This is a genomic window from Nocardia sp. FBN12, from assembly GCF_050320175.1.
In the GTDB taxonomy this organism is placed as follows: domain Bacteria; phylum Actinomycetota; class Actinomycetes; order Mycobacteriales; family Mycobacteriaceae; genus Nocardia.
The window spans coordinates 4,301,629-4,320,950 of the sequence record NZ_CP190048.1; the positions used below are offsets into that span (position 1 = coordinate 4,301,629).

General features: G+C 67.6%; 17 protein-coding genes and 1 pseudogene. 9 read left to right on the top strand and 9 right to left on the bottom strand.

What is annotated here, in order from left to right; all coding sequences use genetic code 11:
* Nucleotides 1–34: 34 nt before the first annotated feature.
* Nucleotides 35–916: an LLM class F420-dependent oxidoreductase gene (locus tag ACQHI0_RS20470; RefSeq protein WP_427903457.1), complete on the bottom strand. Its 882-nt coding sequence runs from the start codon at nt 914–916 to the stop codon at nt 35–37.
* 97 nt (nt 917–1,013) lie between these two features.
* On the opposite strand from ACQHI0_RS20470, the gene ACQHI0_RS20475 reads away from it, so the two are divergent.
* Both ACQHI0_RS20475 and ACQHI0_RS20480 read left to right on the top strand, forming a co-directional pair.
* Entirely contained in the window at nt 1,014–1,784 is a 771-nt protein-coding gene (locus tag ACQHI0_RS20475) for a class I SAM-dependent methyltransferase (protein WP_427903458.1), read from the top strand.
* Between the two features lie 138 nt (nt 1,785–1,922).
* Complete coding sequence (locus ACQHI0_RS20480; protein ID WP_427903459.1) at nt 1,923–3,008, top strand: alpha/beta hydrolase family protein; 1,086 nt, start codon at nt 1,923–1,925, stop codon at nt 3,006–3,008.
* 158 nt (nt 3,009–3,166) lie between these two features.
* Here the strand turns inward: ACQHI0_RS20480 and ACQHI0_RS20485 are convergent, their stop codons facing one another.
* From ACQHI0_RS20485 to ACQHI0_RS20495, 3 genes are read right to left on the bottom strand one after another with little or no spacing between them, the layout of a single operon-like run.
* Nucleotides 3,167–4,261 carry an alpha/beta hydrolase gene (locus tag ACQHI0_RS20485; protein WP_427903460.1) on the bottom strand — a complete coding sequence of 365 codons (1,095 nt, stop codon included), beginning with the start codon at nt 4,259–4,261 and terminating at the stop codon, nt 3,167–3,169.
* A gap of 31 nt (nt 4,262–4,292) precedes the next feature.
* Nucleotides 4,293–5,222 (bottom strand): fumarylacetoacetate hydrolase family protein, encoded by a 930-nt coding sequence (locus ACQHI0_RS20490; protein WP_427903461.1) that lies wholly within the window; start codon nt 5,220–5,222, stop codon nt 4,293–4,295.
* Nucleotides 5,219–5,809 (bottom strand): VOC family protein, encoded by a 591-nt coding sequence (locus ACQHI0_RS20495; RefSeq protein WP_427903462.1) that lies wholly within the window; start codon nt 5,807–5,809, stop codon nt 5,219–5,221. Before ACQHI0_RS20495 ends, ACQHI0_RS20490 begins: the two co-directional genes overlap by 4 nt.
* 208 nt (nt 5,810–6,017) lie before the next feature.
* On the opposite strand from ACQHI0_RS20495, the gene ACQHI0_RS20500 reads away from it, so the two are divergent.
* The gene (locus ACQHI0_RS20500; protein ID WP_427903463.1) at nt 6,018–6,779 is read left to right on the top strand and encodes an IclR family transcriptional regulator; all 762 of its coding nucleotides are present in this window, start codon (nt 6,018–6,020) and stop codon (nt 6,777–6,779) included.
* Nucleotides 6,780–6,787: 8 nt separating this feature from the next.
* Here the strand turns inward: ACQHI0_RS20500 and ACQHI0_RS20505 are convergent, their stop codons facing one another.
* Entirely contained in the window at nt 6,788–8,323 is a 1,536-nt protein-coding gene (locus tag ACQHI0_RS20505; RefSeq protein WP_427903464.1) for a bifunctional 3-(3-hydroxy-phenyl)propionate/3-hydroxycinnamic acid hydroxylase, read from the bottom strand.
* Between the two features lie 319 nt (nt 8,324–8,642).
* Here ACQHI0_RS20505 and ACQHI0_RS20510 point away from each other — a divergent pair, with 319 nt between their 5' ends.
* The 4 genes from ACQHI0_RS20510 to ACQHI0_RS20525 all read left to right on the top strand — a co-directional run bounded on the left by ACQHI0_RS20510 (nt 8,643) and on the right by ACQHI0_RS20525 (nt 12,059).
* On the top strand, nt 8,643–9,740 hold the full coding sequence (locus tag ACQHI0_RS20510; RefSeq protein WP_427903465.1) for a serine hydrolase domain-containing protein: 1,098 nt from the start codon (nt 8,643–8,645) through the stop codon (nt 9,738–9,740).
* A 73-nt stretch (nt 9,741–9,813) separates the two neighbouring features.
* Nucleotides 9,814–10,254, top strand: a complete 441-nt coding sequence (locus ACQHI0_RS20515) for a hypothetical protein (RefSeq protein WP_427903466.1) — start codon at nt 9,814–9,816, stop codon at nt 10,252–10,254.
* 63 nt (nt 10,255–10,317) lie between these two features.
* A complete protein-coding gene (locus ACQHI0_RS20520; RefSeq protein WP_427903467.1) occupies nt 10,318–10,683 on the top strand; it encodes an effector-associated constant component EACC1 in 366 nt (121 codons plus the stop codon).
* A gap of 2 nt (nt 10,684–10,685) precedes the next feature.
* Nucleotides 10,686–12,059 carry a caspase, EACC1-associated type gene (locus ACQHI0_RS20525; RefSeq protein WP_427903468.1) on the top strand — a complete coding sequence of 458 codons (1,374 nt, stop codon included), beginning with the start codon at nt 10,686–10,688 and terminating at the stop codon, nt 12,057–12,059.
* A 38-nt stretch (nt 12,060–12,097) separates the two neighbouring features.
* Here the strand turns inward: ACQHI0_RS20525 and ACQHI0_RS20530 are convergent, their stop codons facing one another.
* Together ACQHI0_RS20530 and ACQHI0_RS20535 are read right to left on the bottom strand one after the other, a co-directional pair.
* Nucleotides 12,098–13,672, bottom strand: coding sequence for a GMC family oxidoreductase (locus ACQHI0_RS20530; RefSeq protein ID WP_427903469.1), 1,575 nt, complete (start codon nt 13,670–13,672; stop codon nt 12,098–12,100).
* Between the two features lie 23 nt (nt 13,673–13,695).
* Complete coding sequence (locus ACQHI0_RS20535) at nt 13,696–15,411, bottom strand: aldehyde dehydrogenase family protein (protein WP_427903470.1); 1,716 nt, start codon at nt 15,409–15,411, stop codon at nt 13,696–13,698.
* A 288-nt stretch (nt 15,412–15,699) separates the two neighbouring features.
* Here ACQHI0_RS20535 and ACQHI0_RS20540 point away from each other — a divergent pair, with 288 nt between their 5' ends.
* Together ACQHI0_RS20540 and ACQHI0_RS20545 are read left to right on the top strand one after the other, a co-directional pair.
* Entirely contained in the window at nt 15,700–16,887 is a 1,188-nt protein-coding gene (locus ACQHI0_RS20540; RefSeq protein ID WP_427903471.1) for a PucR family transcriptional regulator, read from the top strand.
* Nucleotides 16,888–16,975: 88 nt separating this feature from the next.
* On the top strand, nt 16,976–17,557 hold the full coding sequence (locus ACQHI0_RS20545; protein WP_427903472.1) for a dihydrofolate reductase family protein: 582 nt from the start codon (nt 16,976–16,978) through the stop codon (nt 17,555–17,557).
* Nucleotides 17,558–17,609: 52 nt separating this feature from the next.
* On the opposite strand, the pseudogene ACQHI0_RS20550 reads toward ACQHI0_RS20545, so the two are convergent.
* Together ACQHI0_RS20550 and ACQHI0_RS20555 are read right to left on the bottom strand one after the other, a co-directional pair.
* A pseudogene (locus ACQHI0_RS20550) lies at nt 17,610–17,928 on the bottom strand (ester cyclase).
* Between the two features lie 23 nt (nt 17,929–17,951).
* Entirely contained in the window at nt 17,952–19,313 is a 1,362-nt protein-coding gene (locus tag ACQHI0_RS20555) for an MFS transporter (protein ID WP_427903473.1), read from the bottom strand.
* Nucleotides 19,314–19,322 lie beyond the last annotated feature (9 nt).

Genomic DNA, 19,322 nt, shown 5'->3' on the forward strand with positions numbered 1-19,322 from the left:
CTACGACCACTGACCAGGCTTCGGACTCACTCGTTCAGCGCACGAGTTCGATCACGGCGGCGAGTTTGTCCATGTTGTGTTCGAGCACGGTGATGTAGTTGATCCCATAGGTTTTGCGACGTTCGCGCAGTCGCTCGGCCATCTGCTCCGGTGTGCCGACGAGCACAGCGATCAAATCGTCCAGCTCCGTCGAGTCGGTTGCGGGCAAGTAGGGCACGAGTCGCAGTAACGCCTCGTCGCGCTCGTGCGGTTCGATCAGCGCCTGGATCAGCAAATTCACCTCGGTGCTGGCGGCCCGCACGCCGAGCAACTCCCGCAGATAGGCGACCCGGTCGGCGGCCTCCGCGGTACCGGCCAACGTCAGCGTTCCGCTGTCAGCGGTTCCGGCTCCGGTGAGGGCGATGATGTCGGCGTGCTCGGCGGCGACGCGCAGCATGCGATCACCCCACCCCGCGATCAGCAAGGGCGGGCCGCCCGCCTGTGCGGGCTGCGGCTGGTAGCCGGGGTCGGAGTAGAGCCGCCGCAGGGTGGTCGCGGTCTCGCCCACCAACTCGACGCGTCGCCCTGCGCTGGGAAACGGGATACCAGCGGCCTCGAACTCGTCTTTGACGTAGCCCGCGCCGAGACCCAATTCCACTCGCCCGCCGCTCAACCCGTCGACCGTCGCGACATCGCGCGCCAACAGCACCGGATTGTAGAACGGCACGTTGAGCACGAAGGTGTTCAATCGCACCCGCTCGGTGACTTCGGCGGCGAGCATCATGGCGGGGAACGGTGCGGGCATACCCAGGTGGTCCGGAACGCCGATGACGTCATACCCGAGCGTCTCGGCCCTCCTGCATTTTTCGATCCACACGTCCCGCGAACCCGTGGACATCATGTTCACACCGAATCGAAACCCGTTGTCTACACCCATCTTTCCTTTCTACCCCGCCATGTTGTCGTAATACCCGAAATACCTTGTGGCCGGTTTGTTTTCGCTGGTCGATGCGGGGGTCCGGTAGCTTCGAAGTATGGCAGCTTCGACACCTCCGGACAGCTCTGGCCATGCCGCGGCGTACGATCCGATCGCGGAAGCTTACGCCGCGGAAAATGCGACCGGTCTTCTCAACGAGTACTACAACAGGCCTGCGATCCGTGATCTGCTCGGTGACGTCTCCGGCAAGCACGTGCTGGACGTGGGGTGTGGCTCCGGTCCAACGCTCGTCGACTTGATCAAGGGCGGAGCTACTGCCGTCGGAATCGACGGCAGCGAGGCTCTCATCGACATCGCCCGTGACCGCGTCGGAAGCGCCACACAGCTGTACGTCGCAGATCTAGCTGAGCCGTTGCCATTCGACGACTCCACCTTCGACGATGTCGTGTGCTCGCTGACGCTCCACTATCTCGAGGACTGGCATTCCCCGTTGACGGAGATCCGACGGGTGATCAAGCCCGGAGGCCGCCTGATCCTGTCTGTGGAGCATCCGCTTGTCATGTGGTTCACCGACCTCCAGGCAGGCAACACGACGAACTACTTCGCCACGCGGCCACGGCATGTGACGGACATGGCGGGGCAGGACGCCGACCTGACGTTTTGGGACCGGTCGCTGTCGACGATGTTCAAGACATTCTTCGACACCGGATTTCGAGTGACCCACCTCGATGAGCCTGGTCCCGCACCGGAGGCGCTGGAGCGGTTTCCAGAATTCTTCGACGACAAGGATGACCCCCGATTTCTGGCCTTCCTGTTCCTGGTCCTGGTCCCGGTGGACGAAGCAGAGTCCGGTGGTGCGCGCTTGTAGGCTCCACGCATCAACGATTCGATGTGGGGGTAGGCATTGGCAGGCAACGGATTACGCCGAATCGCAGTGGCCCTGGCCATGGCGGTGGTCGCAGCGGCTAGTGGTACTGGGCTAGCCGCCCCGCAGGTGCCGACAGTGGTGAGCGTGGACCTGCCCGCACCGACCGGCCCGTCCTCGGTCGGGGTCACCGAATGGCATCTGGTCGACAGCACCCGCACCGATCCGTGGATCGGCGGGCCGCGGGAAGTGCTGGCCCAGATCTGGTATCCCGCCGAGAACACCGCGGCCGAGACCGCACCGTGGATGCCGCCTGGCGCGTCGGCCGAACAGGAGGAATTCCTCAGCGAGCTCGGCATTCCCGCCGGGTCCTGGACCCTCGCACCGAGCCATAGCCGCCGCGACGCACCAGCGCGCACGCGCGATGGCGGGTTCCCGGTCCTGCTGAACTCTCCCGGAATGGGCGACGCCACCGGCTGGAGCATTGCCCAGGCCGAGGACCTCGCCAGCCACGGCTACGTGGTCGTCGCCCTCAACCACACCCACGAAGCGTTCGCCGTCCAGTTCCCCGACGGCCGCACTGCCCCGACACAGGTACCGCTGGACTCCCCCCAGGAGGTTCTGCGCGACCTGCTGCTCCCCACCCGGGTGGCCGACACCCGCTTCGTCCTCGACGAACTGACCGCCGCCCACACCGGCGAGCGGCTCACGACGGCGCTGCCGACCGGACTCATCCAGAATCTGGACCCGAGCCGGGTGGCGATGTTCGGGCACTCACTCGGCGGATCGACCACCATGCAAGCCCTGCACGAGGACCCCCGGATCCGGGCGGGTGTGAACTTCGACGGCCCGGTACTCGGATCCGTCGCCGAGGGCGGTATCGACCAGCCGCTGCTGATGCTGGCCAGCGAGTTCTCACCGTGGTTCGACGCGCCGGGCTGGGAGCCGTACTGGCATCACAACATCGGGCTGAAAGTCCCGCTGCGGGTACGGGGAACTCAGCACATGTCGTTCTGCGACCAGCAACTGATCCTTGTCCGTCTCGCCGATACTGGGCTGCTGTCCGGTGAGGTGCGACAGAAGGCGGTCGGTGCCATCGACCCGTCCCGCTCGATCGACCTGCAGCGCACCTATCTACGTACTTGGTTCGACACCGTCTTCGGCCGCGGCGACCTGACCACAACGATCGCCGGCCTGGCGCAACCGGAAGTGGTGCCGTACCCATAGATCGACGGGAGTCACAGTGTTCGAGAACGACCGTCTGTCCGACTCTGAACACGCCGAGCGTCCCGACGGCTTTCCCTGAACTGCCATAGATCTCAGCGATCGACCGCCCGGAGAACGCGAGGGGTCGGTGTGGTGGATGCGGGTGTCAGGCTGGCGAGTCACGCGTCGTCGAGCTGACGGCGGAACCAGTCGGCCACGAAATCCGTGCGTTCGGCCGAGTGGTTGTAGATGGTGTGCTCGCCGTCCGCCCAGACCCGCAGCGACGAGTCGGCAGACAGGTCGAGGAACGCGCGCTGCTGGTCCAGTGTGATCAGCGGGTCGGCCTCGCCGTGTAGTACGAGCACGGCCGCTGCGGTGCGGTCGACAGCCGGGTCGATCCAGAGCGTGCGGAAGACGGCGGCGGCCGCATCGTCGGTGCCGACACCTAGCAGGGCTTGCGACTGCTCGCGGGCGGTACGGAACGGTGCGGGTTCCGGTCGCGAGGGTGCGCCGTTGACACAAAGCGCTCCGAAGCGACTGTCGTGGAGGGCGGCACGCGCGGCGATCAATCCGCCGAAGCTGTTGCCCCACACCCCGGCTGGGCCGTCGAAACCTGTGCGTTCGTGCACAGCGTCGAGCGTCGCGCTGAACGCCTCGTCCGCGTGTTCGTCGAGGTGCAGACCGTGGAAGATCCGTGTCTCGCCCTGGCCGGGAGCCTCGAGCAGGACCGCGGACAGCCCCCGCCGGGCGAGGGCTGCGGCCTGCCGATGGTAGGCCGGTCCCCATCCACTCTGTCCGCCCACGATGATGACCGTCGGGGTCGGGTGATCCGTGCGAGGACGGACGAACCACGCGTTGCAGTGGCGCGACCTGTGCGGGATCGCCAGCCGTTCGATGCGCAGTTCGGTGTCGAGATGGGCCGCGTCCTGGTATGCCCGCGACAGCCGGCCGTACAGCGAGCGCTTGGCGGCGTTGTCGTAGTTATAAGCCATCTGGGCGGCGACCAGTGCTGCCGCCGCCCACCGGTAGCAGTCGACCGCCGTTTCGACATTGCCGTGTTCGGCAGCGGCCGCGGCGCGGGCGAGCTGAGCTTCGGCGAGTGCGGCCGCCGTGTCGTCCCAGGGTTGGGTGGCCGGTGCACCGGCGAGTTGGGTCGCATCCCAATGATCCATGCCGTAATCGAGCATCCGGGTCAGAGTCATCGAGCGCAGGAGCGCTGCCCGTGTCTTGACGGCGTCCGCTGGTTCCTGGGATTCTTCGGTGAGTTCGGTCATGAGGCTCCGATAGTCGAGGGCCGAACCGGCATCAGCGGCGGTCGAGCGGGTGGACGGGATCGGCGGCGACGATCGTATTGCGAAGACTCCCGAGCCCTTCGATGGTGGCGACGACCTCGTCGCCCTCCTGCAGCCACGGGTAGGCCTCTTCGCTGTGTGTGCGGGACAGCTCGAGAATGCAGCCCGTTCCGCACGTGCCCGATCCGATGACATCTCCCGGCCGGACCTGGGTTCCGCGCGAGGCATACGCGATCATCTGCGGGAACGACCAGTGGACATCGGCCCAATTCGCCTCGGTGTAGAGCCGGCCGTTGACCGTCAGCGTCATGGCCCGGTCGAAGCCGTAGCCCGCGGCGAACGGAGCGAGTTCGTCGGCGGTCACCAGGTAGGGCCCGAGACCGGTAGCAGTGTCCTTACCCTTGACCGGGCCCATGGACAGTGTCATCTCACGCTGCTGCACGTCGCGACCGCTCCAATCGTTGAGGACGCAGTAGCCGATGATGTGATCGGCTGCCTCCTCGACGGTGAGGTTGGCGCCCGCCTTGCCGACAACCGCCGCCACCTCGAGCTCGAAGTCGAACTTTGTGGCTCCCGGGGTCATGGGGATCTCGCCGTCGCCGCGGAACGCGTACGGATTGGAGAAGTAGAAGACGGGGATCTCGTACCAGGTGGGGTCCATCTCGAGCCCACGCCAGGCGCGCCCGGCCCGGACGTGTTGTTCGAAGGCGTAGAAGTCCCGGAAGGTGGGAGGTGTCTGCAGCGGCGAAAGGATCCGCACGTCCACGGGATCCACTTCCTCGCCGGAAGCCGCTGCCTCGCGTCCGGCTGCCAGCAGTGCCGCCTCGCCGGACTCGATCAGCGGCAGGAGGTCGGCGTAGCCGGGCAGGACACGGAAGCCGGTTGCGGCGACGACCGCTACCTGGACCGCACCGTCGGTGCGGGCGAATCGAACGAATTTCATTGTGCGACCTTTCCGTTCGTGACGGTGCCCTGCGGCGCCGCGTGCTCGTGGGTCCACCGCTCGTAGCTTTCCTCGGTGAACCCGACGGTTCCGTACTTGTCCACCGAAGCGCGGATGGCGGCCATGAGTTCCTTTGCCGGGGTTTCGATATCGATGGTCTCGACGAACGGCTGGCGCGCCACCAGGCCGGTCCGCCAATACACCTCGGCCCGATTGCCTTCGGGGTCGAAGAAGTACACACCGACGGCGTTGCCGTGGGACACGATCATGTCGAACTCGGTCCGGTGCTCCCGCAGCTGGCGATACAGCCCGAGCAGATCATCGAACGTCTCGCAACGGAACGAGATCTGCTGGATCAAGCGGCCGTCGCGGGGCACGTCGCGCCCCTTCGCGAGCAGGAGTTCGTGGTGCTCGTCGTCGGGACGAGCGGAGAGGAAGTAGTTACCGAGGACGGGGTCGTGATCGGTGACGACCAGCCCGAGCACCTCGGTGTAGAACGCGAGTTGCCTGTCCACGTCGAGGCAGCGGATGCCGACGTGACCGAGCTCTGCGACCTTCCGTCTGGGGTTGTCGATGTGCGCGCACATGGAGCGTGTCCTTTTCAGCGATGAGCGGTCGATGACCCTCGACCTCCAGCTATTCTGTTCAGCAGACACTGTTCTTGTCAATAGAACATTTGCGATCACCCTCCGCATACACGGTTCTGCACAACAGAATGATTTCGCCGGGTCCGTGATACGGTGCGACCGCCACCGGGCGTGGTCTTCATTCGTCTCATCACCGTGGAGGGCTCCGATGGCGGCGCTGGCAAGCTATCCGATCGAGTCGGTGGAGAATGCCGCCCGCGTCCTGCTGATGCTGCGCGGCCAGCGCGTTCTCCGCGTGGCCGAGGTCGCCGCGGAGCTGGGCATCGCCCGGTCCAGCGCCCATCGCATGCTCACCACGCTGCAGTCCCAAGGGCTGCTGCGCCAGGATTCCGCGACGCGCGGCTATGCCGCAGGCCCTCAGCTCGTGCAGCTCGGTATCGCGGTCATCGGCGCGAACGACCTGCGGGCGGAGGCGCGGCCGACACTGGAGCGGCTCTGCCACGATATCGGCGAGACGGCGCACCTGATCGTGCTCGATGGCGCGACGATCGTGTTCCTGGACGGCGTCGAGGGGCGATTCGCGATCCGCGCCGCGGAACGGACCGGAGACCGGGCGCCCGCGCACGCGGCGGCGGCGGGCAAGGTGCTGCTGGCCTCGTTGACCGGCGAAGAGCTGCGGGAACGATATCCGGGGAGCCGCATTCAGGGCGGCACGGCCGAAGCGGTGAGCAGCCGGCGCAAGCTCGAAGAAGCACTCGAGACCGTCCGCGGGCAGGGTTACGCGGTGAACCTCGGCGAGAGCGAGTTGGGTCTGCATGCCATCGCAGCCCCGGTTCGCGATGCGGCAGGCAATGTCCGCGCCGCCATCAGCATCTCCGGGCCGTCGTTCCGGCTGACCGAGGACAAGCTGGTCGGTCACGCTCGCGCGTTACTCGAGGCGACCGACCGGCTCAGCGCGACGCTGAGCTAGCGACCGTTTCAGGTCAGCGAGAGCGCCGGTCCCAGCGAGGCGAGCAGTGCCGGCACCTCGGCGAGCTCGGACGCCGAACCGAGGACATAGAAGTCCGGGCGAACCAGTACCGCGATTACGCCGGCCTCCTTCATCCACCGGCTGAACGTCTCACCGTCCTCATAGAGCCCGTGCGGGGAGTTCACGACCACCGAGCGCAGGCCGATCGAGCTCTCGAGCTCGGCGACCGCCGCGCAGGCGGCCGCGTCGAGTTCGACAAGGCTGAAGAGGGTGAACCCGTTGCCGAGGATGTCGTCGCAGCGGCTGGTCCGGCCCTCCGCCGTGCGCAGCAGCGGCTGGACACCGAGGTAGCCGGCCAGCGGCTCGCCGGCCCGAAATCCCGCCCCGACCGGCGGCTGGAACGGCGGTGGCAGTTCGGTCCCGGTACGCAGGGCCTCGCGGCGTTGCGCCGCGCGTACCGGATCGGTCTCGCAGACGACGGTCCCGATCCGGATCGACTCCTCGATGTACGCCAAGACCTGCGGCCTGCGCGAGGCGGTGTACAGATCCAGTAGCCGCGGGTCCGCGGCTCCGCTCAGGATCAGGTCGAGAATCCAGGCGAGCGTCGCGGCGTCGCGAATACCGGAGCTCATACCTTGTCCCAGGAAGGGCGGCATGACGTGCGCGGCGTCGCCCGCCAACAGGACAGGTCCGGCGCGGAACGTCTGCGCCACAATGGATCTGAACTGGTAGACGGTCTGCCGGATGAGCTCGCCCTGGTCCGGCCCGATCCACGGCCGCAGCAGCTTCCACACATTTTCCGGAGTCGCCATCGCCGCGGGATCATCGCCGTCAACGAGCATGAACTCCCAGCGAAAGTATCGCTGGGCCACCCGGCCCATGTGACTCGGCCGCGCAGGGTTCAAGACCTGTCCTGTGTGCGGAATGTCGAGGGCGGGTGCGCCGGGCTTCGGGCGGATATCGGCGACCAGCCAGTCCCCGCGAAAGCCCAAGTCCTCGGTGCCGATCTCGCACAGGTCCCGTACCACGCTGTTCGCGCCGTCCGCGCCGACGGCGTACCGAGCGGTGACGACGGCACCGTTCGCCATGGTCACCGCGACGTGGTCATCGTGGCGGCGGAGGTCGACGACGGCGTTGCCGAAGCGGAGGTCCACCGTGGGAATCTCTCGGACCGCCGCGTCGATGACTTCCTCGAGTTCGGGTTGGTAGAAGTGATACGACGCGTCCCACCCGGACGGTGCATCCCATGCCCGTGGTAGCCGGGCGAGCACCTCCCCGCCGGGATCGAGAAATTCGTACAGTCGCGCGGGATCGGCGATACGACCGACCGCGTCGGCGGTGCCCATCGCCTGGAAGATTCGCATGATCTCGTGGTCGAAGTGACCGGCACGCGGCGTCTCGTAGCGGCCGGAACGCCGTTCGCAGACGATGACGCGGTGTCCCGCCCTGCCGAGCAGGGCTGCCAGGCTCTGGCCGACGGGGCCGTACCCCACGATCAGGACGTCCGCGTCCAGAGGATCAGCTGCGGTGGTGTGGGGAGTCATGTGCTGCGGCCTTTCGCCTTGCCGTCGTCGACCCATCGCGCGGCCGGCGGGCCGCACGGGACTCGCACCGCGACAGCGGTCGAGTGCGAGCATCCGCCATTCTGTTTAGCAGAACATGTTCTGTCAAGCAGAGCGGCGCCTCCGCGATTCTCCCGGAGTTGTCCCTGGCGGACACCCCTTGCATGGGTTGCGAATGTGTTCTATCTTACAGATCACGTTCTGGTGAACAGACAATCGATAGCCGCTTCTTCGCGCCTTTCGGCTTGTCCGTCCCGCTCCACAATCCACTGGCTGACACATGAACGGGATGGTTTCGACAATGGGAAGCGCAGTAGCGAACGCGATCGACCAGGCGCTCTCGCGCGGCGAAGTCGGCCTGCAGGTCGCGGCGTACCACCGAGGTGAGCTGGTCGTCGATATCAGCGCCGGGAAAGCGTCGCCGGACGGTCGTGACGTCGACGCGGGCACGATCTTCTGGGTGGCCTCCGCGGGGAAGGTGTCCACGGCGACCGCCCTGCACGTGCAGGTGGAACGGGGGCTGCTCGACTACGACCAGCCGGTGTCGTCCATCTGGCCGGAGTTCGGCACTCATGGCAAAGAGTCGTCGACGGTGCGCGATGCCCTCACCCACCGCGTCGGTCTCCCCGACTTGCCCAGCGACGCGACGCCGGAACTGCTCGGCGACTGGGAATGGATGGTCGAACGACTCGCCCGTTCGGCCCCGAGTGACTATCCGGCCCATCGGAACGCCTATCACGCACGTACCTGGGGATACGTCGTCGGCGAGATCGCTCGGCGGGTCGACCCAGCGGGCCGATCGTTCGAGGACCTCGTGCGCGAGGAGGTCCACACACCCTTGGGAATCACCGAGATATGGCACCGGCTGCCGGAATCGGCGCAGACAGATGTCGCGGTAGTACAGGGGGAGATCCTCAGCGGGGATCCGGCGAAGTTCACCGTCACCGCCGACCACGAGATCAACACTCCCGGGTACCGGGATCGGATCGATCCGAGCGGCGCGTGGGCGACCGCACGAGGGGCCGCACGCCTCTGGGCGCTGTACGCCCAGGGCGGCCGGCTCGACGGAAAGCGCCTGCTGCCCGCCGAGCGCATCGAGACCTTCCTGGCACCTCGGGCGTGCACCCACCCGGCCGGTTCGATCGCAGGACCACGAGCCGTCATCGGAACGGGCGGACTGATGGTGGGCTCAGCGCTACCCGCGTGCGACGAGCTCCTGGGCTTTCGAGGCAATCGTGTCCTCTGGCACCCCGGCGCGGGCGGAGCCCTCGGGTTCGCCGATGTGGACGCGGAGCTCGCCGTCATGATCTGTCACAACGAGTTCTTCGACGAGCGGCCGCACCCGCGGCACCCGTTCGCGGATCTCGTCCGCGCCGTGTACGCCGATGTCGCCGGGTGAGCTCCTGAATCAGGCCGCGACAACAGCCGCGTGGGTCGCGGGGGTAGGACCCGCACGGCGATAGCCTCGGGTGATGACCGACAACGAACAGCCCGCTGAGCGGCACCGGCGACCCGCCGGTGCCGACGCGGCGACCGTGGCCGCGGTGGGCAAGCTGTCCGAGGCGTTGGAGACCACCGAGCGGGCCCGCGGGCACCTCTACAGCTTCCATCAGCTCACCGGCGGCGCCGATCTCACGCTCGGTGACGCGGTGGACATGCTGCGCGCGGCCGGCCACCACCGGCTCGCCGGGAAACTCGCGGCCGAGCTGGTCGGCCGCAATGTGCTGCCCGGCCGGTGGACTTTCCAGATCGTGGAGGAATACGACGAGGACTACTACGCGCGGTTCCGGCAGCTCGAGCGCGAGATCCGGGACGAGCTCGTCGACGGCCGCACCCATCTGTACGAGGCCGAGATGAAGCAAGCCCGCCGTTCCCACGGTCGTGCCGGCCACGAGGCCACACCGGACAGCTAGTCCGTCATCGTGGCGCCGAGCAGATCGCGCAGCGCCCGCTTCGGGTCGGGCAGAATGACATTCATGACAGACCTCAACGGCCAGTTGACGATTCGGAGCGCGGGCGGCACCGACGAGTTGTTCCGATTGCTGGAGTGGTTCCGCAACGACGACGCGCTGCGTGGCCGGGTCGGCCTGCCCGCCCCGCGGATCCGTGAGGGTCAGCTGGGCGATATCTACGATGTGCTCGTCGTCGCGGTCGGCGCCGGTGGTCTGGCACCCGCTCTGGTCAGGTCGCTGAATTCCTGGTTCACCACTCGCCGTTCCGATATCAAGCTCACGCTCGAGCGCGACGGCGTCACAGTCGAGGTCGATGCCAAACGCGCCAAAGCCCCCGAACTCGTCCGCGAGATCCAGAACCTGCTCGGCGACACCGACACCACGGAATAACCGTGCCGTCACCTCGTCCCGGTGCACGTGCGATCCTCATCGGCACCGCCTCCTACACCCACCCGGACCTGACCGCGATCCCCGCCGCACTCAACAACCTCACCGACCTTCGACAGATACTGACCTCCGCCGGCGGGGCTTTCGCCCCGGAGCACTGCGTCGTCGTGCCCGACCCACGCAGTGGCACCGAGGTCGGCGAAGCTCTGGCAGAGGCCGCGGGTGAAGCCACGGATGTCCTGCTCGTGTACTACACCGGCCACGGAGTCCTCGATTCCCGCGGCCGCCTCCATCTCACGGTGACCGGGACCAACCCGGCACGTCCGTCCTGGTCCTCGGTGCCGTTCCAGATGCTGCGCGAAGAAATCCTCGAATCCCGCGCCACCGCCCGCGTCTTGATCCTGGACTGCTGCTATTCCGGTCGCGCGTTCGAAGCGATGAGCGATACCACCACGGTGATCGCCGGCGAAACCAGCATCCACGGCACATATACCATCACCTCCTCGGCCGCGAACGAAGCGTCCTTCGCGCCTCGCGGCGACCGCAACACAGCCTTCACCGCCGCGCTGTTGGCCGCGGCGAAGGCCGCGGACCTCACCCTCGACGATCTCTATCGCCGTACCGAACAACACCTGATCGATCACGGCCATCCCCGTCCCCGACGACGATCCATCGATGCCGCCGGTGGCCTCAAGCTGCTCGGCGCGACCGATGAACTCCGATTCCGGCGCGCCGCCGATGCCGGAGACGTTGCGACGATGAACAGCCTCGGGGTCCTGCTCCACAAGCGCGGCGATCTCGACGAAGCAGAGACCTGGTACCGCAAAGCCGCTGACACCGGCCACACCAGCGCCATCTACAACCTCGGCCTGCTCTTCGAGGATCGCGGCGGATTCGACGAAGCCGAAATCTGGTACCGCAAAGCCGCCGGCACCGGCCACACCAGAGCGATGAACAGCCTCGGGGTGCGTCTCGACAAGCGCGGTGAACTCGACGAAGCAGAGACCTGGTACCGCAAAGCCGCCGACACCGGCCACACCAGCGCCATCTACAACCTCGGCCTGCTCCTCGAGAATCGCGGCGAATTCGACCAAGCCGAAACCTGGTACCGCAAAGCCGCCGACACCGGCCACACCAGAGCGATGAACAACCTCGGGGTGCGTCTCGACAAGCGCGGCGAGCCCGACGAAGCAGAGACCTGGTACCGCAAAGCCGCCGACACCGGCCACACCAGCGCCATCTACAACCTCGGTCTCCTCCTCGAGAAGAACGGTCAACTCGACGAAGCCGAAACCTGGTACCGCAAAGCCGCCGACACCGGCCACACCAAAGCCTTGAACAATCTCAGGCTCCTCGTCGAGAAGCGCGGTAGCTCCTGACGACGCCACCGCGACCTCTGCGCGGTGGCGCCGGGGGATCAGCGGAGCAGGTCGGCCGCCTTCTCGCCGATGACCACCGCGGGGGCGTGAGTGTGGCCGCGGATGATGCTCGGCATCACCGAGGCATCGGCCACGCGTAGGCCGTCGAGGCCGCGGACCGTCAGGTCGGGGGTGACGACGCTGGCGGCGTCGGTGCCCATCCGGCAGGTGCTGGTCGGGTGGTAGAGGGTGTGGGAGTGCCAGGTGAGGGCGTCCTCGAGGGTTTCCTCGACCGTGGGCTGTTCGCGTTTCGGCTGGAGGAATCGGCCGATCCGGGAGCCGAGCGGCTCGGCGGACACGATGCTGTGCGAGATGCGCAGCCCGGCCAGGAGCGCGGCGCGGTCGGCGCCGTCGGGGTCGGACAGGTAGCGGGGGTCGACGAGCGCCTTGGCCATCGGGTCGGCGGAGGCGAGGCTGACTGTGCCGCGGCTGCGTGGCTGGAGCAGGATCGGGCCGATCGCGATGCCGTGGCCGGGCGCGACGCCGATCCCCTCGTCGTAGAACGGGGCGGGCCCGAAGATGATCTCGAGGTCGGGGAGTTCGAGTTCGGGCCTGCTGCGCACGAAGCCGTACGCCTCACCGACATTCGAGGTGAGCATGCCCTGGCGTCGCGCGAGGTAATTGAGCAGTTCCAACGGCTTCTCGGCGGCGAACAGCGTGTCGGAGTCGACGGCGAAACCGATCAGCGAGATCAGGTGATCGGTGAGGTTACGGCCGACCTCGGGCAGGTGGTGCACAACCGGAATGCCCTGGCGCCGAAGCTCTTCCCGATCACCCACACCGGACAGCTGCAGCAGCTGCGGGCTGTTGATCGCACCGCCGCACAGCACCACCTCCTTGTGGGCGCGCACCAGCCGGGTCTCGCCGTTCCTGCGGTATTCGACACCGACGGCACGGGTGCCCTCGAACACGATCCGGGTCGCCTGCGCACCGGTGAGCACGGTCAGATTCGGCCGCTTGCGCGCGGGCTTGAGATAGGCGTCGGCGGTGCTCCAGCGGGCGCCGCGCTTCTGGCACACCATGGTTTTCGTGAAGCCTTCGGGCTGCGGCAGATTCGCGCGCTCCCGCTTGAAGCCGGTGTGCTCGGCCGCGGCGAGGAAGTCGTCGGTCCAGCCGCGCGCGCTGCGCTGATGCGCGATGCGCAGCGGTCCGGAGCGGCCCTCGTCGGGTTCGGCGGCGTCCTCGACCGATTCGATGCGCCGGAAGTACTCGGCTACCTGTGCGAACGACCAGCCGGGCCCGGCGGCGCGGGCCCACGCGTCGTAGTCGGCCGCGAAGCCGCGGACCCACATCATCGCGTTCATCGATGACGACCCGCCGAGCATCTTGCCGCGCGGCCAGAAGATCTGGCGGTCACCGAGTTCGGACTGCGGGGTGGTGAGGTAGTTCCAGTCGAGGTCGGTCTGGAACAGCTTCGAGAACGCCGCCGGAATGTGGACGGCCTGGTTCTTGTCCTCTGGTCCGGCTTCCAGGGCGATGACGCTGGTGCCCGAGCGCTCGCTGAGCCGTGCGGCGAGCACAGCGCCCGAGGAACCGGTGCCGACGACGACGTAATCGGCGATGCTGGTGTTCATCTGATTCTCCATGGAGGTCGGGCTCAGCCACGCAGGGCGGAAGCGAAGATCTGGGGCAGGCGCAGCCAGCCGGGCTCGGCGCCGAATCCGGCGAGCAGCCTGCCCGTGCTCGCGGCGGTCTTGTTGCCGACGAACCACGGCGGCTTCGGCGAGATCGCGAGTTCGCCGTGCAGCACCGACCGCGGCGCCGGGCGGAACGGGCCGCGCACGACGGTGCGTTCCACCAGGTCGATCAGCCACGCGTTGTGGACGACGCCGATACCGCTCTGCACGTCGTCGATGGTGTGGCCGGGGAAGGCGCCCCAGGACGCGGTCGGTGTCAGGTAGCCGACGCCGGTCCACGCGTTGATCGCCACCGTGCCGTAGCGCAGGTCCTCGATCAGCTCGTCGAAGGACGCGCCGAGCTCGTCGATGGTGTCGGGCTTGGCGATGATGTTGACGCCGAGCGTGCCGACGAACGCGTCGTTCGCGGTTCGGGCCGCGGCCCTGGCGAATTCCGTTCCGGTTCCCGGCAATTCGACCACGCCGAGCACCGGCGCGAAGTACTCCTCGGCCAGCAGCGGCTCAGCCGGAGATGCCGTGATCCCGGTGACCAGCACCCGTTCCCCGCCACGTCCGAGGCGCTCGGCCCGCGGATAGGACTCGCAGGCCCGCGCGAGGCGATCATCGCTGCCCGGGTAGTACGCCGGGCGGGCGGGGGCGTTCGCGAGCGCGGTGCGCACCGCGGCGAGGAATTGATCCTTCTGCGCCCAGTCGGCCGAGATGATCATGGCCTGCGCGGCGACGCAGTTGTAGCCGCCGTTGTGCAGACGCTGGGTCGCGACATGTTCGGCTTGGAAGGCGATATCGGCCGCGCTCCAGTCGCCCGGCAGCACGATCGTCGGCGACACACCACCCAGCTCGCTGGTGACCGGCTTGGTCAGCTTCGGTGTGCCCGCCCGTTTCCGCTCGGCCGCCTCGGCGCCGGTACCCCAGACGATCGCGTCGTGGGTGCGCGCGCTGCCGGTCATGTGCACGTGATCGACGAGGTCGTTGTCGATGAGGTACCCGCCCACCTCGGCGCCACCGGTCAGCAGGCGCACCGCGCCGAGCTCGATCAGCGGCGCCAGGATCTTGCCGAGTATCGGCAACATCGGATCGGTGATCGGGTTGAGCTTGAGCGCGACGACCCGGTTGTGCGCGATCAGCTCGTAGAGCACGTCCAGCGGCGCGATCGAGGTGATGTTGCCCGCGCCGAGTACGGCGCCGATCCCCTGTGTCCGTCTCGGATCCAATTGGGCCAGACCGGCATTCGCCTTCGCGGCGGCAGTGCTGACGCCCCGCCGCAACCACACCTTCGCGCTGAAACCGTTGAGCAGCAGCGCGTCGAACGGGCTCGCGGGCAGCACGTCGACGGTGACCCGGTCGCCCGCGATCCCGAAAGTGGCCTTGTCGAGCGGACTCTCGCCGCGCGCGAGGACATCGAGCGTCTTCGACAGCGCGCCGAGCCCGGCGGCCATCACATACGGTCCCGAGATCCACTCCTCGCCGACCAGCGGCGAGGAAGCCGCGAGGCCCTTGATGCCGACGGCCGCGTCGACCCACTCCTGAGCGTGCCGCCCGGTGAGCTCGCGCACCCGGTCGAGCAGCGCACGCCGGCCGGTCAACGAGGTGGCCGCCCACCTCTTCTCGCCTTCGACGAGCTCGGACAACGCGGTATCCACCGCGGCGAGGGCGGGCTCTGCCTTCTTGGTGACCACTGGCGATCCTCCACAACTGTTGGGCCGGTCCACGACACGCGGCGGCCGAGATAGTTCGATTCTGTCGCCGCGGACCGGATGAGCGCCATGTGCGCCCGTTGCGGATCTACCCCCGCTACGTTTGTGCCCGGGCACAAACACACCGTTACCTGCCTCATGCCGATCTTCGGACGATTCGCTAACAAATGCGGCATACCAGTGATAACTACAATGCCGGGCGATAGTCACGATGTGCTCGTGCACAAACCCGTAGTGGCGTGACTCACGTCGGAGACCTAGTCTGTAGGGATGACCGCACCACCGCCGACCACCACCGCGCCGCCACTCGGGTTGGCCGCACCCCTGCTCGATTCGGTCGAGGCGATGGCCGTGGAGCTGGTCAGCCGCATCGCCGGTGCGGACCGGTCCTATGCCGATCCCGGACTGCTGACGGCCGAGGAACTCCAGCAGGCGTGCCTGGACAACCTCACCGCGATCATCAGCGCCCTAGCCGGAACCGAGCCGACGCGACTGCATGCCGCACGCGCGGTCGGACGGCTCAAGGCCGAGCGTGGCGTCCCGCTCGCCGCACTGCTGCACGCCTACCGCCTCGGTGGCCGACTGACCTGGGAGGAACTCACGGCCAGGTCCGCCGGTCCGGGCGATCCGCGGCTACACGACCTCGCCACCGACCTGTGGGAGCTGATCGACAGCTTCTCCGACGCGGCGGTCGAGTCCTACCGCGAGACCGAGATCATGCTCGCCCATGTCGACGCACAAGCCCAGAGCCGTTTGATCCGTACGCTTTTCGACGATCACTCCGACAATCCCGCGCACACCATGACCGCGCTGCGCACCTTGGGCCTTTCCGAGAACGGCACCTTCGCCGTCGTGTCGATCGAGACCGCCGACCCCGGTGCCACCCTCCCCGGCCGCCTGGTCGGCGCGCTGCGCGATCTCGGCGCCAAGTCCGTGTGGGATTCACAGATCGACTCGCACACCGGGCTGCTGTCCGCGGCGACACCGGCGGCGGTCGAGCGGGCCTGCGACGCACTGGCCGAGCTCGTCGACGGACGGATCGGCCTCAGCGCCGCCTTCACCAGCCCGACCGCCATACCCGGCGCGCTGACCGAAGCCCACCTCGCCGCCCGCAGCGTGCGACCCGGCGCGCACGCTGTCGTCCGGTTCGGGACTGAGCCGCTCGCGCACCTGCTCGTCACCGTGCCCGAGGCCAGCCGCCGCGCCGCCGCCCAGATCCTGGGACCGGTGCTGCGACTACCCGCGCCCGACCGTGACGATCTGATCGCCGCGCTCGACGCGTGGTATCGCCACCGCGGATCGACCGCCGCGGCCGCCGACGAGCTGCACTGTCACCGCAACACAGTGCGCTATCGCCTGCGCAAAGTTCGCGACCTCACCGGGCGCGACACCGCCGACCCGGTGCATTCGGCGGAACTGCATCTCGCGTTGCGAGCAGTCACACTCCTGGGGCCGTAGCTGCCGGACCCGTCGGGAACCTGCGATGAGTTTTGCCGGGTGGGCTCGTCTGCATCGATAGACCTCGCAGACGACAAAGGAGAATCCGATGGCGACCACGTACACCTTCGACGTCTTTTCCAGCCTCGACGGATACGGCGGCTACAACGGCGACGGCGACTGGGGTGGGTACTGGGGCAAGCAAGGGCCCGAACTGCTCGACCATCGCCTTGCCCTGTTCGCGACCGAGCAGCGAATGGTCTTCGGGCCCAAGACCTATCAGGCATTCGCCGAGATGCTGGCTTCGGGCGAGGTGGCCGAGGTGCGCGACCCCTGGGTCACCCGGATGCGCGATCTCCCGGCGACGGTGGTGTCGACAACGCTGGAAGGACCGCTCGACTGGCCCGACGCGACCATCGCCCGCGGTGACGCCGTCGACGTCGTGGCCCGGCTCAAGGAGGAGTCCGAGGTGCCGTTGCGCTCACACGGCAGCCTGTCGATGAACCGGGCGCTGATGGCGGCGGGACTCGTCGACCGCGTCCAGGTGACGGTGTTCCCGGTGATCACCGGACGGACCGGTGACGACCCGATCTTCCGTGGCGCTGCCGACTTCGACCTCGAACTGCTGGAGAGCCGCACGCTCGACGGCAATATCCAGGAACTGATCTACCGCCCGACCCTGCACGGCTGAGTCCCGCCGAGCTCACCCCTGACCGGGGCACCACCGCCGGCCGCGCCACGCGTCAGGTCGTCGCGGAGTGCGCCGACGGGACGACACCGAGTTGCTGCATCATCCCGAGCGTGTCCCAGCACGCCCAACTCTCGATGATCTTGCCGTCCCCGAAGCGATTGATGGTGATTCCTTGGACGACCGCTGATTTGCCGGTGGCGGGCATCCCCATCATCGGTTCCGGTTCCGGTCCATCGGGTGGTGACGAAGTCGCCTTCGGCGATCTGCTCGTTGACCAGGAACCGTTGATCCGAGAAGGCGGCGAGATACATCTGCGCGAGCCGCTCGAGGCCGTCGGAGCCGTGGACCTCGGCGAACGGGTGGTCGTGCACGGCGGGTCAGCGGGCGGCCGAGCTCACCCCTCCCTGACCGGGGCCGGTCGTGGCGCGAGCTCGGTCGACGGGAGCGGTCCGGGGTGCAGATCGCGGCCCGTCGTCTCGGCCGTGAGCGCGAGCGCGCCGAGGGCGAGGGCGGCGGTCGCGACGATGATCACGCTCAGCGGCACACTCGAACCGTCGAACGTGGCCAGCAGGCTCGCGGCGATCATCGGGGTGAAGCCCGCGCCGATCAGTGCCGCGCTCTGGTAGGCGATGGACACTCCGCTGTAGCGGATCCGGGTGGGGAACATTTCCGACAGCAGCGGCGTCAACGGCGCGTACATCGCGTTCTGCAGCAGCTGGGCGAACATCAAACCGGCCGTCATGATCCACAGCGAATGGGTGTTGACCAGTGCGTAGAGCGGGAAGGCGAACAGGATCGCGCCGACCGCGCCCGCCATCATCACCCGGCGCCTGCCCAGCCGGTCCGAGAGCGCCGCGCACAGCGGGATGGCGACGACCGAGACCACCACCACGAACAGCAGACTACGCATGACATCGCCTACCGCGTAACCGATTCCGGTGGCGTAGGCGATGATGTGCGAACTCGTCAGCGCGGTCAGCGCGAAGGGCGCGATTCCGGCGATCACGGCGAGGGCGACCGGTCGTGGTTGCCGCAGCACCTCCAGCGCGGGGGTCGACGGACGATCCTGCGCGGCCTCGAACACCGGGCTCTCCGCCACCCGCCGCCGCACATACAGGCCGAGCACCAGCAGAGCCGCACTCAACAGGAACGGCACCCGCCAGCCCCACGTCGTGAACTCGGACTCGGGCAGCTGGGTCACCACGGCGACGGCGGCCGTCGACAGCAGGAACCCGAAAGGCGTGCCCAACTGCATGATTCCCGCCCAGCGACCGCGACTGCCCGCGTCCGCGTGCTCGACCACCATCAGCGCCGCACCGCCCCACTCCCCACCGACAGCGATGCCCTGCACCACCCGCAACAGCACCAGCAGCACCGGCGCGGCCGCACCGATCGTGTGATAGGTGGGCAACAGACCGATCAGCGCGCTCGAGACGCCCATCATGACCATCGTGATCATCAACATCGATTTGCGGCCGAGCCGATCGCCGAAGTGCCCGAAGATCACCCCGCCGAGCGGACGGGCGACGTAGCCGGCGGCCAGGGTGCCGAACGCCGCGATCGTGCTCAGCGCCGGATTCGACCCGGGGAAGAACAGCGGCCCGAACACCACCGCGGCCATCGTCCCGTAGAGGATGAAATCGTAGTATTCGATCGTCGTCCCCAGCAGACTCGAGAAGGCCGCGCGCCGCCGTAGGCTTGCCTCGACTCCCTGCGGGACAACGGGATTCGTACTCTCGGGTGGCGGCGTACTCATGGAGTCGCT

Bases quoted from the DNA above. Each gene is read 5' to 3' on its own strand.
- ACQHI0_RS20470 (WP_427903457.1), bottom strand. From the start codon at position 916: ATGGGTGTAGACAACGGGTTTCGATTCGGTGTGAACATGATGTCCACG.
- ACQHI0_RS20475 (WP_427903458.1), top strand. From the start codon at position 1,014: ATGGCAGCTTCGACACCTCCGGACAGCTCTGGCCATGCCGCGGCGTAC.
- ACQHI0_RS20485 (WP_427903460.1), bottom strand. From the start codon at position 4,261: ATGACCGAACTCACCGAAGAATCCCAGGAACCAGCGGACGCCGTCAAG.
- ACQHI0_RS20490 (WP_427903461.1), bottom strand. From the start codon at position 5,222: ATGAAATTCGTTCGATTCGCCCGCACCGACGGTGCGGTCCAGGTAGCG.
- ACQHI0_RS20495 (WP_427903462.1), bottom strand. From the start codon at position 5,809: ATGTGCGCGCACATCGACAACCCCAGACGGAAGGTCGCAGAGCTCGGT.
- ACQHI0_RS20500 (WP_427903463.1), top strand. From the start codon at position 6,018: ATGGCGGCGCTGGCAAGCTATCCGATCGAGTCGGTGGAGAATGCCGCC.
- ACQHI0_RS20505 (WP_427903464.1), bottom strand. From the start codon at position 8,323: ATGACTCCCCACACCACCGCAGCTGATCCTCTGGACGCGGACGTCCTG.
- ACQHI0_RS20510 (WP_427903465.1), top strand. From the start codon at position 8,643: ATGGGAAGCGCAGTAGCGAACGCGATCGACCAGGCGCTCTCGCGCGGC.
- ACQHI0_RS20515 (WP_427903466.1), top strand. From the start codon at position 9,814: ATGACCGACAACGAACAGCCCGCTGAGCGGCACCGGCGACCCGCCGGT.
- ACQHI0_RS20520 (WP_427903467.1), top strand. From the start codon at position 10,318: ATGACAGACCTCAACGGCCAGTTGACGATTCGGAGCGCGGGCGGCACC.
- ACQHI0_RS20530 (WP_427903469.1), bottom strand. From the start codon at position 13,672: ATGAACACCAGCATCGCCGATTACGTCGTCGTCGGCACCGGTTCCTCG.
- ACQHI0_RS20540 (WP_427903471.1), top strand. From the start codon at position 15,700: ATGACCGCACCACCGCCGACCACCACCGCGCCGCCACTCGGGTTGGCC.
- ACQHI0_RS20545 (WP_427903472.1), top strand. From the start codon at position 16,976: ATGGCGACCACGTACACCTTCGACGTCTTTTCCAGCCTCGACGGATAC.
- ACQHI0_RS20555 (WP_427903473.1), bottom strand. From the start codon at position 19,313: ATGAGTACGCCGCCACCCGAGAGTACGAATCCCGTTGTCCCGCAGGGA.